Consider the following 16,163-nt stretch of genomic DNA (forward strand, 5'->3'; position numbering starts at 1 on the left):
AGGAGCCATGCTCAAGCGCGTGACGCCGGCGGGACACGTCCGGCGCCGGTGCGCCTCGGCGTCGTCGCTGATGATGCCCGAGGGCGTGTCCTGGGTGTAGGCGCGGATGCCGAGAGGCACGCGCCGACCCGGTGACGGCCCGCCATTTCGTCACTGAACACTCCTCGTCCCCGGCCCGCCCGCACCGGACGCGCCGTCGCGGACAGGCCGGATGGGGCGTGTTCCCTCCCTGAGGGGCGGCAATGCGTGGTCTACCTCTCGCTGCCTGGGCGTACGTCTGTGGCGTGGTCGCCCTCGCGGCCGGCCTCATCGCCACGTCGTCATTCGCCGACATCGACTGGGACCAGCTCGCCGTGCTGGCCCTGCTGTTCCTCATCTGCGACTCCGCGCCCGCCCGGCTGAATCTGGCCCGAGCGCGGGTGTCGATGAGCTTCGCCGCCAGCCTCGCCTCGGTGGTGCTGCTCGGCCCGGCCGGCGCCGCCCTCCTCGGCTTCTGCGCCGTCGTCACCGGCCAGCGGTTCTTCGCGCCGGTCAAGCGCATCTTCAACGGCGGGCAGCTCGCGCTCTGCGGCTTCATCGCCGGGACGGTCTTCGAACTCCTCGGCGGCGACCGGTTCCATCCCGAGCAGGCCCGCTGGGTCGAGAACGTCATCGGCCCCTTCCTCGGCGCGCTCGTCACCTTCGTCCTGGTCAACCTGACCCTCATGGGCGGCGTGCTGCTGCTCGCCCGGCAGGCGACGCCGCGCGAGCTGCTGCACGAGAGCGGCCGCCTCGCCGTCGGCTGCCTCGGCTACGGCATGGTCGGCCTGCTGATCGCCGGGCTGTGGCCGCGCGTCGGGCCGTTCGCCGCCGTCCTCGTCCTGCTGCCGCTGCTCATCGCCCGGTGGGCGATGGACCAGGCGTACGTGCAGCAGCAGGCGCACTCCGCCACCCTTGCCGCGCTGTGCCAGGCCGTCGAGACCAAGGACTACTACACCCGCGGCCACTCCGAGCGGGTCTCCCGTGGCTCCGTGATGATCGCCCAGGAGATCGGGATGCGCGCCGACCGGGTCGAGGCCATCCGCTACGCGGGGATGCTGCACGACGTCGGCAAGCTCGGCGTCCCGACGAAGGTGCTGCAGAAGAACGGGCCGATGACCGAGGAGGAGTTCGCCGCGATCCAGCTGCACCCGATGCGCGGGCTGGAGATCGTCCGCGAGATCGGGTTCCTGGACGAGGCGCTCGCCGGCATCATGCACCACCACGAGAAGATGAACGGCCGCGGCTACCCGATGGGCCTCGCCGGGGAAGAGATCCCCGAGTTCGCCCGGGTCATCGCCGTCGCCGACGCGTTCGACTCGATGACGTCCACCCGCTCCTACCGGCCCGCCCGCAGCGTCGAGGAGGCCGTCGCCGAGCTGCGCCGCTGCATGGGCGACCACTTCGACCCGGAGATCGTCGAGGCGTTCCTGCGGGCGCTCGAACGCGACCCGTGGGTGCCGCCCGACCCGGTCGTCCTGCCGGACGACGACGTCGTCGAGACCACCCAGCAGGACCACGACGACCCGAGCGCGCCCCTTCGCGTCGCCGGGGACGGGGTCCGGCCGAGCGACGAAGTGCGGCGGTGACGGGGCGTCCCATGAGCGGTCAGACATGAGCGGTCACGGCCGCGCCCGGGAGCGGGCCGCGTGGCAGACGATCGACTCCGGCCAGCTCCTGCTGATCGCCACCGCCGGGCTGTTCGTCGTCGTCGCCATCGCGCACGTCGCCACCGTCGGGCTCCGCCAGCCCAACATCGCGATCATCTTCGGGGTGCTGATCGCGCTCGGCGAGCTGTTCCGCATGGTGATGCCGGGCAACCGGGAGGTCGCGCCGATCGCCAGCGCCGGCGCGATGGGGTACGCGCTGCTCGTCGGCGTCGGCCCCGCGGGCGCGCCGCCGGACGCGCGGCTCGGCGTCGTCGCGGCCGACCACTCGGCGCTGCAGGTCGTCGCCGTGACCGCGGTCGGGATGCTGATCGGGTCGCTGCCGCACATCGCGGTCGGCCGGTCGCCGCGCCCGGACGCGATGGCGCGGCGGCTGTTCAACGTCACGGTCGTCGCGCTGTGCTTCCGCCCCGTGCTGTCGTTCGACACGCCCTGGCAGCTGGTGCTGGCCGTGATGGGCGTCGTCGTGATCGCGTCGTGCTTCACCGACGTGCTGATCGCCGCGGTGATCCGGGCGGAGGCCGTCCGGGCGCGGTTCGGCATCGCGCTGCGGGACGAGGTCGAGGCCAAGATGGCGCTGTGCGCCGCGACCAGCGCCACCGCCATGCTGATCGCGGTGGCGACGACCGCGATGGGCGAGGCCGCGCTGCTGATCTTCACGGTGCCGATCCTGGTCACGCAGTTCGCGTTCCGCCGCTACGCCGGGATCCGCGCCACGTACCTGCAGACCGTCCGGGCGCTGTCCCGGGTCACCGAGGTCGGCGGCTACGTCGAGACGGGGCACTCGCACCGGGTGTCGCAGCTCGCGGTCGCGATGGGGCGCGAGCTCGGGATGTCCGAGGAGGAACTCCTCGAACTGGAGTACGCGGCGCTGATGCACGACATCGGGCAGCTCTCGCTCGGCGACCCGATCCCCGGCGGCGCGACCGTGCTGGCGTCCCCGGCCGAGCAGCGCCGCATCGCCGAGCTCGGCGCCGAGGTGATCAAGCAGACCGGGGTGCTGGACCGGGTGGCGCACATCGTCCAGCTCTCGTCCCACCCCTACCGGACGGGACGCGAGCCCCACGCCGACGATCCGTCCGGCGACTCCGCCGCCCCTGACCGGCCCGCTCCGCCGCCGCTCGCCGGACGCGTCATCAAGGTCGCCAACGCCTACGACGACCTGGTCGGCGACTCCTCCGACCGGGACCGCGGCGCCGCCGTGCTGGAGCGGCTCAGGCTCGACTCCGCCGCCGAGTACGACCCGACGGTCGTGGAGGCGCTGAGCCGCGTCGTGGACCGCCGTCCGCGCCAGTAGGCCCAGAGCGCGGGGGCGAGCGTGATGGCGGCGGTGGCCGTCCAGAGGAGCAGCGCGCCGAGGTGCTGGTCGTCCTGGGGTGACGCGCCCCATCGCCTGCCGAGGTCCTCGTACCAGTTGCCGTGGACGGTCCCGTCCCGCATGAGCGCCACGCCCGCGATCACATGCAGCGGCAGGACGGCGACCGGGATGAGCGTCCCGGCCGTCCCGTGGAAGTACGCCAGCCCGATGATCAGGAAGCAGAGCATCGCGAGCGAGTGCAGCGCGTGGTTGGCGAGGGACGCTCCGAACAGCGGCGACACGTACCACGCGTAGAGGCTCAGCAGGAGCAGCGCGGAGGCGATGGCCGGATGCGACAGCGCGCGGAGCCCGCGACTGCCCGCCGCTGCGGCCAGCAACTCCGCGCCTTCACCCCGCATGGCTCGTAGTGCCAGGCGCAGTGGCTTGCCGTAGAGGAGCAGCAGCGGGGCGACCACCCCAACAAGGATGTGCTGAACGGCGTGGGCGCTGAACAGGACCATGCTGTACCGGGAGATGCCGCTGCCGGTGGCGAGCAGCACGACCAGCAGCCCGGCGGCCCAGGACGCGCTGCGCTGCCACGGCCAGTCCCGTACGCGCGCGACGCCCACCCCGTAGAGGACGGCGCCCACCGTGATCAGCACGAGGAACAGCGGGTCGATCCACCAGTCGCGCAGGTAGGGGCCCGGACCGGCCGGGCCCGGCAGTGGGAAGCCGAGGCGCAGCGCCACCACGTCGAGCGTGCCCGGCGGGTTCTCGGGCGGCGGCGTGCGGGCGAGCCCGGTCGCTAGTGCCATGGTCGCCGCCATGATGAGGATCTCGACGGTGCCGAGCCGCACGAAAGGCCGCATTCCCCGGCCGTCCCGCAAGGCGGGGATGGTGGCGCGGCGGTGCCACCATCCCAGCGCGCCGAGGACGGTCAGCGCCGCGATCTTCGCCACGACCAGCGCCCCGTACCGCGACCCGAGCTGGACGCCGCCGAGCCGCACCCACGCGTTCACCACCCCGCTCACCCCGACGACGGCGAACGACGCCAGCGCCAGCCCGCTGTACCGCCTGACGACCCGCGGGAGCCTGCCGGGGACGTCCGGCGCGACGGTGATCAGCGCGATGAGCCCGCCGATCCACAGCGAGACGCCGGCGACATGCGCGACCAGGCTGTGCACGGCGAGCGCGTGGTTCGCGGCGTTCGCCGCGTGTCCGGTGAACAGCGGCGGCAGCAGGCCGAGGAGCGCGCCCGCCAGCAGGTAGCCCGCGCTGTTCTCGGCACGCGGGACGCTCGCCGCCACCGCCAGCGCGATCGCGACGGCGAGGACGAGCAGCAGCGCCCGGCCCTGCGGGAGTTCGACGAGGAACGTCCGCATCATGTCGCCGGTGACGCCGGTGAAGCCCGTCCCGAACAGGTCGAGGACGGAGAACACGATCAGCGCCAGCGTGCACAGCGCCCATGCCAGCGCGGTCAGCGACACGGCGCGCAGGCAGCGTCCCGCCGTGGGCGACGGCGGACGGACGAACACCGCCGCGACCAGCAGCCACCCGACCGTCAGCACCGCCGCGACGTTCATGCCGAGCTTCGCGACCGAGAGGCCGACCTTCGTCAATGCCCCGGCCTGTGACAGCCCCGGCGCCGCAGCGGGGCCGAACGCGCCGCCGAGCCGCACCACCATCGCGAGGACGACCAGCGCGATCGCGGCGGCTCCGATCGCGAGCATCGTCCTGTCGGTCGCGAGCGCCTGCCGCTCGGCCGGGGGAGCCTGCCGCACACGTGTCGTCACGGTCGGAGATACGAATAAACGCGTCCGAAAGGTTCAAGCGGCAATAAGGTACCGCCATTCGATCAGGGCGTGAGGGAGCGAGATGAGCGGTTCCGACCAGGGCAACACGTATCTGGAGAAGGTCGTCGCACAGCAGGCGGTGCTGGAGGACGACCTGCGGTCCAGGCGTTCCGCGCCGCCCGCCCCGGCGGGCATCGCACCGCCGCCGCCCGGGCCGATCGCCAAGCGCCACCAGGCCCTCGCCGGCGCGCCCGCCGGGGACGGGCCCGCGCCAGGCCCGGTGGACGTGCGCATCAGCGGCTTCTGGCGGTGGAAGAACGTGCTCGTCCCGCCGAACGCGTTCGTCGTGCACACCCGGCGCGGGCGGGACGAACCGCTGCACATCGGGCTCGGGGTGTCGTTCCGGTTCAACCCGTCCACCGACTCGTTCCTCGTGGTGCCGGGCGCGGCGCAGACGATCCTGATCAACGCGTACTGCATCTGCCGGGAGCTGCAGGGCGTGCTCGTCCAGGGCTACGTGCAGTGGATCATCCAGGACTTCGGGACCGCCTACCGCAAGCTCGACTTCGCCGCCGCGGACGACCCGATGCGCCTGGTCAACCTGCAGCTCCGCGAGCAGGCGGAGGCCGCGATCAAGGACAAGGTGTCCACGATGGGGGTGCGGGACGTCCTCAGCGACAAGCAGCCCATCATCGAGGAGCTGACCGCCCGGCTCCGCGCGGTGGCCGAGGGCGAGGACACCAGCGACCAGGGGCTCGGGCTCCGGATCGTCACGGTGCAGATCAAGGAGGCCGTGGTCAGCTCGTCCCGGCTCTGGGAGAACCTGCAGAAGCCGTACCGGGCCGAGCAGGGGCAGATCGCGCGGCTGGCGGAACTGGAGGCGGAAGAGGCCGTCGCGCAGCGGGAGATGGCGGCCGCGCGGATCAAGGAGACGCAGCGGCTGGAGCACGAGCGGGAGCTTGCGGAGTTGCGCGCCCGCAACGAGTCGCAGCTGTTCGACACCGAGGCGGCGGAGAAGCTGCGGCGTACCAAGCGGGAGCACGACGACTCCCGCGAGGTCGCCGAGCTGCAGACCGAGACGACGCGGCACGCGCTGCGGATGGAGCGGGAGCGGCACGAGGAGGAGGCCGAGACGGGACGGCTCCGCGCCGAACGCGACCACGAGCTGGCCCGGCTCCGCGCGGAGGGCGAGAACGCGCTCGCCGGGATGCGCGCCCGGTCCCGGCACGAGCAGGCGCTGCTGGACCTGGAGCGGGAGGGCGCCCGCGCGGCGATCGAGAACGACCGGACGCCCGCCGCCGTGCAGACCCGGCTCATCGCCTCGCTGCCGGACATCATGGCGAAGCTGCCGAAGCCGGACGAGCTGCGCACCGTCACCGTCAACGGCGCCGACCAGACCAGCGTGGCGGGCCTGCTCACGCAGCTGACCGCCGTCGTCGGCGCCCTCCGCGCCGCCGCGGACGGTACGGCTACGGACGGCCGGGGGCCGGGGGGAAGGTGACGGGGAGGGCGGTCAGGGCGCGGTGGAACGCGCCCGGCCGCCATTCCAGGTCCCCGGGCGCGACGGCGAGCTCCACGTCGGGGAGGCGGTCGAGGAGCTTCTCGATCGCCACCGACGCGATCAGCCGGGCGTGGTTCTTGGCCGGGCAGGTGTGCGGCCCGCCCGCGAACGCCAGATGCGCCCGGTTGCCCTTCCGGTTCGCCGACGACCGGGACGGGTCGTCCTGGGTGGACGACCCCCCGGAACGGGTCGGGTCGGTGTTGGCGGCGGTGTAGCTGATGATGATCGGCTGGTGGGCGGGCAGTCGGTAGCCGTGGAAGTCGACGTCCTGGCGGGGGAACGTCGGGCCGTAGTTGGAGATCGGCGGGTCGGTCCAGAGGATCTCGTCAAGCGCGTCCTCGACGGGGAGGCTGCCGCCGGACAGGTCGCCGCCGAACCGGTCGTCGGACAGCAGCAGCCGGATGCCGTTGGCGATCAGGGAGTTCTCCGGCTCGGTGCCGGACGCGAGCAGCAGCCCGACCTGGTTCATCACCTCCTCGTCGTCCAGCCCGGCGGGGTGCCGCAGCATCCAGGACGCGATGTCCGCGCCCGGCTTCGCGCGCTTGAGCGCCACCAGGTCCCGGGCGGCCTGCTCCAGCATTGCGAGCGACTCCGCGGGATCGTCGACGCCTTCGAGCATGCCGGTCATGCCCTTTTCGAGCCGGCTCGCGATCTCCTGGGGGCAGCCGAACAGCTCGGTGAACACCAGGAGCGGGATCGGGCGGGTGTACTGCGCGATGAGGTCGGCCTCGCCGTCGCCGGCGAACGCGTCGATGAGGCCGTCCGCGGCGTTCTCGGCGTACCGGCGCAGCGCGGCCGGGTGGACGCGGCCGAGGCCGTCGACGATCACCGACCGGAAGCGGGCGTGCACGGTGCCGTTGGTGAACAGCGCGTTCGGCCGGGCCTGCAGCATCGGCAGCACCGGGCAGTCCGGCCCCACCTCCTGCTCCCACACCTCGCTGCAGCGCGGGAACCGGTCCGGGTCGCGCAGGATCTCCAGCGCCGCGTCATAGCCCAGGACCAGCGTCGCCGGGACGCCCGGGACCAGCTCGACGGGCACGAGGTCGCCGTGCGCGCGCATCCGGTCGTACACGCGGTCGGGCGTCTTGGTGAACTCAGGCCCGTACAGCGGGAACCGCTCCGGCTCCGCGGGAACGCGCTGCTGCTCTGGTGCGGTGGTCACTGCTGCTCCGTGTCGAGGGTGAGGAGGTGGTCGACGAGCGAGATCAGCGCCTCGGTGGACGACCTGCGGTCGCGGGCGTCGCAGGTGACGAGCGGGGTCTCCGGCGCGAGGTCCAGGGCCTCGCGCACCTCCGCCTCCGGGTGGGACGGCGACTCGTCGAAGCGGTTGACGGCCACCGCGTACGGCAGGCCCTGCTTCTCCACGATGTCCATGACGGCGAACGACTGCTCCAGGCGGGCCGTGTCCACGAGGATCAGCGCGCCGAGCGCGCCGCGCGCCAGGTCGTCCCACAGCCGGCTGAAGCGCTCCTGGCCCGGCGTCCCGAACAGGTAGAGGACGATGTCGTCGGTGAGCGTGAGGCGGCCGAAGTCCATCGCGACCGTGGTGGTCGTCTTGTCCTTGATCCCGGCGAGGTCGTCGACGGCGACGCCGGCCTGCGTCATCCGCTCCTCGGTGCGCAGCGGGCGGATCTCCGACAGCGTCCCGATGTAGGTCGTCTTGCCGACCGCGAAGTGCCCGACGATGAGGATCTTGACCGACGTCCGAACGGTGTCGGGCAGGTGGGGCGGCGGCTCAGAGGCGAGCGCGGAGTCCATCGAGCACCTCCTGAAGGAGCCTGACCTTGGGTGCCGGGGCGGCGGGTGCGCCGGCCCGGGTGGTGAGATGGCCGCTGTCGACGAGGTCCGACAGCAGGACCCTGGTGATCCCGACGGGCAGGCCGAGATGCCCGGAGATCTCCGCGACCGACAGCGTCCCGCCTAAGCACAGCTCCACGATCTGGACCTTCTCGGGGGTGAGGCCGGTGCGCGGCAGGTCGCCGGTGGCGGTGACGAGGGTGACGACTTCGAACACGTTCCGGGACGGCCGCGCCCGCCCGCCGGTGACGACGTGCGGGCGGACCAGCGCCCGCTCGTTCCGGCGGGCCGTCATGCCGGACGGCCCGCGCCCGGACGCGGCGGGCTGGTCATCTCCTTGCCCAGCCGCTGCACCAGTTCCTGGAGCCGGAACGAGACCGCCTCCATGTCGACGTGCTGCGTCGCCGACACCGCCAGGTACGCGCCGGGGCCCGCGGCGACGAGGAACACGTACCCGTCGTCGAACTCGTTCACGGTCTGCCGCCAGGTGGTGCCCGGGTCGCCGCAGAACTCCGCGGTGCTGCGGGCCAGCGACTGCAGGCCGGACATGCCCGCGGCCTGCCGTTCCGCGTCGTCTCTGCCGATCCGCTCGGAGTGCGCCATGAGCAGGCCGTCGGCCGACAGCAGGATCGCGTAGCGCGTCTCCGGCATCCGCAGCGCGTCGTCCAGCATCCAGCCGAGCCGGTTCGTACCGTCGTCCATCGCGCTCTTCCGCCCCTTTGTCATCGCCGCTGGTCCTCGTCGTCGGTGGCGGGAGCCGTGTCGTCGGGCGGTGTCGCGGCGCGGCCGGACCGCGTCCCGCGCTGCCAGGCGCCGAGGCCCGCGGCGGTCTCCCGCGCCGGTCGGGCGGCCGGTTCCGCCGCGCCGTCCCGACCGGTCGTTCCGCCGGGACGCCTGCGGGACGCGACACGGCTGCGCTTGGGCAGGCCGCCCGCGGTGGAGGCGCCGTCCGTCGCGGGGGCGCTCGGCTCGGGTCCCGTCGCCTCGGACGGGGACGGCGCGGGAGCCGGAGCCGGTTCGGGACGCCGGTCGGCCGGGACGGTGGTGAGCAGCGCGCTCGGCACGAACACCACGGCCCGGACGCCGCCGTAGGGGGAGCGGGAGTCGACCGACACGCGGAACCCGTAGCGGGCCGCGAGGACGCCCGCCACCGCGAACCCGATCTGCGGCGGGTCGCCGAGCCGGTGGACGTCCACCGACGTCTCCCCGGACAGCAGCTCCGCCGCGCGCTGCAGCTCCTCGGCGTCCATCGCGACGCCCGCGTCGTCGATCGTGATCGCGACGCCGTTGTGCGCGGCCCGGAAGTTGACCTCGACCGTGGTGTCCGGGCGCGAGTGCCGCGCCGCGTTGTCGAGCAGCTCCGCCAGCGTCAGCACGACCGGCTCCACGGCCCGGCTCGTCACCGCGCCGCCGATCGTCCCCTCCAGGTTGACGCGCAGGTAGTCGCGGATGCGGGACGTCGCGCCGCGCACCACGTCGCTCAGCGAGGACGCCGACCGCTGCTGCCCCGGCCACGACCCGCACAGCACCGCGGTGGCCTGGGCGCGCCGGCCGAGCTGCGCGTTCATGTGGTCGATGCGGAGCAGGCCCGCCAGCACGTCCGGATCGTCGTGGCGCTCCTGCATGGTGGAGATGGCGAGCTGCTGCTCGTTCGCGAGGCTCTGCACGGTGCGCATCATCGCGCGCAGCGTCGACTTCGCGGACTGGTCGGAGCGTTCCCGGACGCCCTCGGCGGCCCCGGCGAACAGCTCCATCACGGTCTGCAACGCCTTGTCGTAGGCGGGGGCCTCGCGTGTCAGGTCGTGCAGGGGTCCGGCGACGTCCATGCCCGGGTTCGTCAGCGACTCCATGAGCTCGGGCAGCCGGACCTCCGCCAGGTGCCGCAGTTCCCGCTCGCGCACGTCGACGCCGCGGGTCAGGGCGGCGTTGCGGACGCGGAGGGCGGCGGCCTCCCGCCGCTCGCGGACCAGCAGGACCGCGGCGGCGGCACCCGCGCCCGCCACGATGACGAACGCCGTCGCCAGGAGGAATGGCTCCATCAGATCCTCGGTGCACACGTTTTGGGCGAGACAGACCGGCATGGGCCGTCTCGTGGCCGGGTGGGGTGGAATTCCGGGCGGATGTGGAAACGCCGCGGTTTCGGCACCGTAGGACGGGAATGCACGTGCGCGCTTGTGGACGCGCGCAAGGAAACTTGCCGCCGGACGCATCCCATGATCACGCGCCGTCCGAGTCGCGTCACCTTACGCAGGATTCGCCTGATAAATGGGTCCGTGATCGTATACGCTCACCTGCGCTGGACGGATCGGCGGAGGGCCTTGCGGTGGACGACTTCCTCGGCGGGACCGTCCGCCAGAGCAGTGCCGCCTACCGGCTCGTCCTCTACCGGTCAGACCGCGCCCCCGACCGCGCGGAAGGCCCCGGCCCCGACCTCCGCGATGGCGCGTACCGGTTCCTGCTGCCGCTGCACGGCGAGATGGTCCTGCTCCGGGACGGCTCCGAAGCGCGGCTCCGGCCGGGGACGGGCGGGCTCATCTCGCTGACCGCGCCGGTCCGGCTCGTCCCGCACCGTCCCGCCCGCGCCCTCGTCCTGACGATCCCCGCGCACGAGGTGGACCGGCGGCTGCACCGTCCCGCCGCGCCGGCCGCGCCGCTCGCCGCCGACCTCGACCTGTCCGCCGGGCTCGGCCGCGTCGTCGCCGACATGGTCCGGGCCGTCGGCGAGGAGCGCGAGACCCTCACCGCGCGGGAGTTCGACGCCGCCTGCGACCGGATCACCGAGCTGCTGTGCATCGTCGTCGCCGACTTCGGCGGCGCGGAGCGCGAGCGGCCGCCCGCGCCCGGCCATCTGGCCGAGGTGGAGGCGGTCGTGCGCCGGCACGTCCGCGAGCACGCCACCGACCCCGGCCTCACCGGCGCGACGATGGCGCAGGTCCTCGGCTGGTCGCTGCGGCAGATCCAGCTCGCGCTGCAGCGCGCCGGGACCACGCCGCGCGAGCTCATCCGCGAGGAGCGGCTCCGGCTCGTCCGGGACCGGCTGCGCGACCCGTTCGACCGGCACACGATCACCGATCTGGCACACGCGACGGGCTTCTCCTCGGCGAGCGCGCTCAGCCATGCCTTCCGGCAGCGGTTCGGCGTCAGCCCTCGTGAGCTGCGGGAACGGGAGCGCAGGCGGGCCGCGCGGGGGCACTAGATCCGGTTGGCACGGATTTCCATTCAGCCGGGACCGATCCCGGGGTTACCATGCGTCGAGATCACTGCAACGGGGCGATGACGGTCAGGAGCGCTTCGTGGACCTCGGGCCCCACCATCTCAGAATGATCGAGGCGATCGCCGCGACCGGCAGCATCAGCAAGGCCGCCGCACGGCTCGGCCTCACCCAGCCGGCGGTCAGCACGATGCTCCGCCGCGTCGAGAGCCATCTGGGCGTGCAGCTGTTCGTCCGGTCCCCGGAGGGCGTCACGCCGACCCCGGTCGGGGCGGAGGTCGCCACCCGCGCCCGCGCGGCCCTGGCCAGCATCGACGACCTGAACGCCGCGCTCGCGCACCGGATCCGCGACCCGTCCGCGATGCCGCTGCTGCGCGTCGGGGTGCAGGCGTGCCCGGCGCTGACCCGGCTGAGCGACCATCTCGGCGCGCTGTCGCCGGTGTCGCGGCTGCAGCTGCGCGTCGACCAGGGCGGAGGGCGCATTCCCGCGCTCCTCGCCTCCGGCGCCCTCGACGTCGGGCTGTTCCAGGAGCCGGTCGACCACGTCCCGCGGCCCCGCGACGCCCGCGACGAGCTCGAACGGCTCGTCATCGTGGAACGTGAGCCGATCCTCATCGGCGTGTCGTCGTCGAGCCCGCTCGCCGCCCACGACACCATCGACCTGGCGGACCTCGCCGACCAGGACTGGCTCGACGACCCGCTCGACGACGGCCCGTGGCCCGCCTACGTCCGCGGGGTGTGCGCCGGGGCCGGGTTCCAGCCGCGGGTGCGGTTCTGGTCGAGCGACTGGCAGATATCAGCCTCCCTCATCCGGTCGGGACGCGCCATCGGCCTGTACCAGCCCTCCGCGAGCGCGCGCGACGGGATCGTGTTCCGGCGCATCACCGGCGACCCGATCGTGCAGCGCGTCGTGCTGGTGTGGCGTCCCGAGGCCGAGCAGGCGGCGGAACGGCTGCGCGTCGTGTTCAGCGACATCTATCTGGACCTCGTCCGGGCTCAACCCGTCTTCCGCGACTGGTGGGACGGCCATCCCGAGGCGCACCCCGGGCTCCCGGTCACCGCGGGACCGGTCGGAGCGGGACCGGTCGCCGCGGGCCGGGAAGCGGGTTCCGGAAAGGGGGGCGGTTCCCGGAACCCGCATACGGGCGGCTAGTAGCTGCCCTGGCGGCGGCGCAGCGCCACGGTGACGCCGGCGGCGGCGATCACCGCGCCGCCGGCGCCGAGCGCCATCAGCGCGGGCGCCGGGCCCCTGTCCGGCGCCCGGTCACCGACGCCGGTCGTGGGCGAGTAGCCGCCGAGCCTCCCAGAACGCTGGTACTCGGAGCCGGGGAGCTTGTCTCCGTACCGCAGGTTGACGAGCTTCTGGTACGACCCGACCGTCACGCCCTGGCCGACGGACGTCTTCGCCGCATCGTTCAGGCCCGTCACGCGGCCGTCCTTCAGCCGGTACCAGGCGCGGATCTGCGGCTCGGTGAACACCGTGCCGCCGTCCGCCATCGCCGGGTAGGCGGCCTCGTCGTTGCCGGAGATGACGTTCGAGGCGACCCAGCCCTTGCCGGACTTCGTCAGCCACACGGTCGCCTGCTGCCCGGACGCCGACTTCGCGCCGACCGCCATGTAGACGAACGTCGCGACGGGAGCGTTCTGCGTGCCCTTCACGAACGCCGGGTTCAGCGAGTACACGCGCTGGACGTCGCCCTGCAGCTGCGGCGCCTTCGCCGCGGCCGCCGCCTTGGAGACGCCCTGGGTCGCCGGCTGGCCCTTCTGGTGCTGGTCGAGGTTGACGAAGAACGACCCGAGCCACTGCTTCGTGGCGGGGGACGCCGCGACCTTGGCCGCCGCGGCCTCGTCGGACGACGGCGGTCCCGCGGCCATCGCCGCGTTGCCGCCCAGCAGAACGGTGCCGCCGATCAGAGTGGCAGCCGTGACCTTTGCAGTAGTGCGCATGTCAGGCTCCAACCTGCGAGAGGGCCTCGCCCCAGCGGAACTGGCCGTTGCTTCGGTAGCTGCTGTGGCTCATCTGCCCGTACCGGGGGCTGGACGGCCACGGGTCGCCGTAGGAGATCGTCTGGCCGTTGTAGCCGTAGATCACCTGGGCGTGGCCGCCGCCCGAGGTCCAGTAGATGCCGGTCTCGATCGGACGCTTCGCGTCGATCTCGGTCACCACGGCCTGGTAGGACAGCGGTCCGGTGACGACGCCGGGGGAGATCCCGAGCTTCTGGAAGGCCGTCTGGTCCCACTGCAGGTAACCGGGCTGGTTCGGGCAGCGGCCCCCCTGCGGGAGGTTCCGTGCCATGTTGCAGAACTCGTTCTGGCTGACGTTGCCCTTTCCGTGGAACTTGGCGATCGTCAGGCCGGCGGCGGCCCAGCACCACTGGTTCTGCTCCTGGACCAACTGCGTGATCTGCAGTTCTCCTGCTGAGGCGACACTGCCCGACATCGCGAGCGTGGCTGCTGCCACGCCCGCGGCGCCGACCGCGAATCGCCTGCGCGCCCGGGCGGGACGGGTACGCGTTGTCATTGGCTTCCGCCTTTTCTCCCGGCAATGCCGTGCACCTCTCACGCGAGCGAGTGCGCCGTCATCCCCTGGCTGGAGCGGTGCACTGCCGCTGCGGGGATGCTGCGCATCGAGCGGTCCCTACCGGTGCCGGGGGAACTCCGGGCTGGGAACCCCGCGTGAGAGGCAAAGGGAACGCAGTAAAAGTCTCACTCGTGGCCGAATCCGGGTAATGCCAACAGGTCATAACAAAGCTCTATGGCCTTATTAGAGGTTCTGCGGCCAGGGGAAGGGCGACGGTGATGTGGAGGCCGCCGGTTTTCCGGGACGTGGCGGTGACCGCGCCGTTGTGGGCGCGGACGATCGACTGGACGATCGACAGCCCGAGGCCCGCGCCCTTGGCGGTGACGATGCGGTCGTTGTCGAGGCGGCGGAACGGCTCGAACAGGGCGGGGATCTCGTAGGGCGGGACGACGGGCCCGGAGTTCGACACCTCCAGGACGGCCTGGCCGTCCCGCGTCCGGCAGGACACCTTGACCCAGCCGGACTCGGTGTTGTGGCGCAGGCCGTTCTCCAGGAGGTTCTGCACCACGCGTTCGAGGAGCAGGGCGTCGCCGGTCGTCACGGCCTCGGCGGCGTCCGTCTCGACGGTGACGCCGGCGTCCTTGGCCTCCACGGCGGTCTGGGACGTCACATGTCCCACGATGTCGGCGAGGTCGACGGGCGCGCGGGCGGTGATCTCGTTCTCGGAGCGGGCGAGCAGCAGCAGGCCGCTGATGAGGCGCTCGTGCCGCGAGTTGATCTGCAGGAGCGTCTCGCCGAGCTGGCGGACGTCCGGGGACGCCGATTCGCGGTGCATCGCGACCTCGACCAGCGCACGTCCCAGCGTGAGGGGCGTGCGCAGCTCGTGGGACGCGTTCGCGACGAACCGGCGCTGCCCGTCGAAGGACCGGTCGAGCCGCTCGACCATCGTGTCGAAGGTGTCGGCGAGCTCCTTGACCTCGTCGCGCGGACCTTCGAGGGCGATGCGCTCGTGCAGGACGCGGTCGGCGGCGGGCGAGCCGGCGATGCGGCGGGCGGTCTCGGTGACGCGGTGCAGCGGGGCGAGGACGCGTCCGGCGATGAGCCAGCCGAAGGCGGCCGCGGCGCCGCCGACGACGCCGAGCGCGATCGAACCCTGCGTGATCATCGAAGTGACGGCCGCGTCGTGCACCTCCTCGCGCTGCTTGCGCGCCAGCCGTTCCGCCTCGTTCATCAGCGCGGCGTCCTGGGGCAGGGCGCGCTGGTCCTGCGACGGCGTCCGCGCGGGCGTCGGGGAGGCGCCGGGGCTGCCCGGCGGGGGCTGGTTCATGCGAGTGGTGAGGATCTTGGTGCCCGAACGGGACAGCTCCTGGTTGAACAGCGCGTAGGTGGCGCCGAGGAGCACCACGCCGGCGACGAGGAACAGGCCGCCGTAGGTGAGGGTCAGGCGGGCGCGCAGCGACAGCCTCATGGAATCCGGTACCCCGCTCCCTTGACGGTCTCGACGACCGGCGGGTCGGCGAGCTTGCGGCGCAGCTTGAGGACGGTCAGCCGCACAGCCCCGGTGAACGGGTCGGCGTGCTCGTCCCACGCCTTCTCCAGGAGCTGCTCGGCGGACACGACGGCGCCGTCCGCGAGGAGCAGCTCGGTGAGGACGGCGAACTCCTTCTTGGCGAGGGGGACGTAGCGTCCGTCCCGGAACACCTCGCGGCGCGCCGGGTCGAGGGTGATGCCCGCGCGGTGCAGGGTCGGCGGCGCGGCGGGACGGCACCGCCGGGCCAGGGCGTGGACGCGGGCGGCCAGCTCGGGGAACGCGAACGGCTTGGTCAGGTAGTCGTCCGCGCCGAGCCCGAGGCCGTCGACCCGGTCGGTGATCTCCGCCGCCGCGGTCAGCATCAGGACCCGCGCCGTCGCCTCGCCGTTCACGATCTCGCGGCAGACGTCGTCACCGTGGACGAGCGGGAGGTCGCGGTCCAGGACGACCACGTCGTAGTCGTTGACGCCGACGCGCTCCAGTGCCGAGGCCCCGTCGTAGGCGAGGTCGACGGCGTGCGCGTCGTCCCGCAGCCATTCGGCGATCGCGTCGGCGAGGAGCCGCTCGTCCTCCACCACCAGCACCCGCATATTGCTCCCTCCCACACCTCTTCCGCTCGCGATGGTGCCTTATCGGCTGTTTCGTTTCTGTTAGTGATCGCGGCCGCCGGACGAGCCGCCGCTGATGGCGCCCGCGCCCCGAATCGGGGAAACGGAGGGGAAACGCGCGGGCGGGTTGCATCGCTCATCGTCGGCCGGAGACCGCTC

Annotated in this window: 14 protein-coding genes and 1 pseudogene; 5 read left to right on the top strand and 10 right to left on the bottom strand. The window is 72.8% G+C overall.

Translation table 11 applies throughout. From position 1 onward, the window contains the following. The first annotated feature begins 284 nt into the window (after positions 1-284). Positions 285-1,607, top strand: a complete 1,323-nt coding sequence (locus E1287_RS03655) for an HD-GYP domain-containing protein (protein ID WP_347813950.1) — start codon at positions 285-287, stop codon at positions 1,605-1,607. Between the two features lie 25 nt (positions 1,608-1,632). Further along, positions 1,633-2,982, top strand: coding sequence for an HD domain-containing phosphohydrolase (locus tag E1287_RS45385; protein WP_131963365.1), 1,350 nt, complete (start codon positions 1,633-1,635; stop codon positions 2,980-2,982). Positions 2,983-3,023: 41 nt separating this feature from the next. Here the strand turns inward: E1287_RS45385 and E1287_RS03665 are convergent. Next, positions 3,024-4,712, bottom strand: a pseudogene (locus E1287_RS03665) (bifunctional copper resistance protein CopD/cytochrome c oxidase assembly protein); the annotation flags it as partial. Positions 4,713-4,857: 145 nt separating this feature from the next. On the opposite strand from E1287_RS03665, the gene E1287_RS03670 reads away from it, so the two are divergent. Continuing rightward, the gene (locus E1287_RS03670; protein ID WP_131963367.1) at positions 4,858-6,276 is read left to right on the top strand and encodes an SPFH domain-containing protein; all 1,419 of its coding nucleotides are present in this window, start codon (positions 4,858-4,860) and stop codon (positions 6,274-6,276) included. Here the strand turns inward: E1287_RS03670 and E1287_RS03675 are convergent. The 5 genes from E1287_RS03675 to E1287_RS03695 are packed head-to-tail and all read right to left on the bottom strand — an operon-like array spanning position 6,245 to position 10,172. Continuing rightward, the gene (locus E1287_RS03675; RefSeq protein ID WP_131963368.1) at positions 6,245-7,498 is read right to left on the bottom strand and encodes a cytochrome P450; all 1,254 of its coding nucleotides are present in this window, start codon (positions 7,496-7,498) and stop codon (positions 6,245-6,247) included. The two genes, E1287_RS03670 and E1287_RS03675, sit on opposite strands and share 32 nt — an antisense overlap. Continuing rightward, positions 7,495-8,094 carry an ATP/GTP-binding protein gene (locus tag E1287_RS03680; protein WP_131963369.1) on the bottom strand — a complete coding sequence of 200 codons (600 nt, stop codon included), beginning with the start codon at positions 8,092-8,094 and terminating at the stop codon, positions 7,495-7,497. The genes E1287_RS03675 and E1287_RS03680 overlap by 4 nt, the downstream gene beginning before the upstream one ends. Further along, on the bottom strand, positions 8,072-8,428 hold the full coding sequence (locus tag E1287_RS03685) for a DUF742 domain-containing protein (RefSeq protein ID WP_131963370.1): 357 nt from the start codon (positions 8,426-8,428) through the stop codon (positions 8,072-8,074). The genes E1287_RS03680 and E1287_RS03685 overlap by 23 nt, the downstream gene beginning before the upstream one ends. Continuing rightward, positions 8,425-8,859 (bottom strand): roadblock/LC7 domain-containing protein, encoded by a 435-nt coding sequence (locus tag E1287_RS03690; protein WP_243718577.1) that lies wholly within the window; start codon positions 8,857-8,859, stop codon positions 8,425-8,427. The genes E1287_RS03685 and E1287_RS03690 overlap by 4 nt, the downstream gene beginning before the upstream one ends. Further along, positions 8,856-10,172: an ATP-binding protein gene (locus E1287_RS03695; protein ID WP_131963371.1), complete on the bottom strand. Its 1,317-nt coding sequence runs from the start codon at positions 10,170-10,172 to the stop codon at positions 8,856-8,858. Before E1287_RS03695 ends, E1287_RS03690 begins: the two co-directional genes overlap by 4 nt. 284 nt (positions 10,173-10,456) lie before the next feature. Here E1287_RS03695 and E1287_RS03700 point away from each other — a divergent pair, with 284 nt between their 5' ends. Continuing rightward, positions 10,457-11,329: a helix-turn-helix domain-containing protein gene (locus tag E1287_RS03700; protein WP_243718579.1), complete on the top strand. Its 873-nt coding sequence runs from the start codon at positions 10,457-10,459 to the stop codon at positions 11,327-11,329. A gap of 124 nt (positions 11,330-11,453) precedes the next feature. Beyond that, positions 11,454-12,497, top strand: a complete 1,044-nt coding sequence (locus E1287_RS03705) for a LysR family transcriptional regulator (protein WP_207933988.1) — start codon at positions 11,454-11,456, stop codon at positions 12,495-12,497. On the opposite strand, the gene E1287_RS43520 is transcribed toward E1287_RS03705, so the two are convergent. The 4 genes from E1287_RS43520 to E1287_RS03720 form a co-directional block, all read right to left on the bottom strand. Continuing rightward, positions 12,494-13,291 (bottom strand): hypothetical protein, encoded by a 798-nt coding sequence (locus tag E1287_RS43520; protein ID WP_165968864.1) that lies wholly within the window; start codon positions 13,289-13,291, stop codon positions 12,494-12,496. The two genes, E1287_RS03705 and E1287_RS43520, sit on opposite strands and share 4 nt — an antisense overlap. A gap of 1 nt (position 13,292) precedes the next feature. Then, complete coding sequence (locus E1287_RS03710) at positions 13,293-13,865, bottom strand: papain-like cysteine protease family protein (protein ID WP_131963374.1); 573 nt, start codon at positions 13,863-13,865, stop codon at positions 13,293-13,295. A 232-nt stretch (positions 13,866-14,097) separates the two neighbouring features. After that, a complete protein-coding gene (locus E1287_RS03715) occupies positions 14,098-15,333 on the bottom strand; it encodes a HAMP domain-containing sensor histidine kinase (RefSeq protein WP_131963375.1) in 1,236 nt (411 codons plus the stop codon). Next, a complete protein-coding gene (locus tag E1287_RS03720; RefSeq protein ID WP_131963376.1) occupies positions 15,330-15,986 on the bottom strand; it encodes a response regulator transcription factor in 657 nt (218 codons plus the stop codon). The genes E1287_RS03715 and E1287_RS03720 overlap by 4 nt, the downstream gene beginning before the upstream one ends. Between the last annotated feature and the right edge of the window lie 177 nt (positions 15,987-16,163).

It is taken from the genome of Actinomadura sp. KC06 (genome assembly GCF_004348735.1).
Lineage (GTDB): Bacteria > Actinomycetota > Actinomycetes > Streptosporangiales > Streptosporangiaceae > Spirillospora.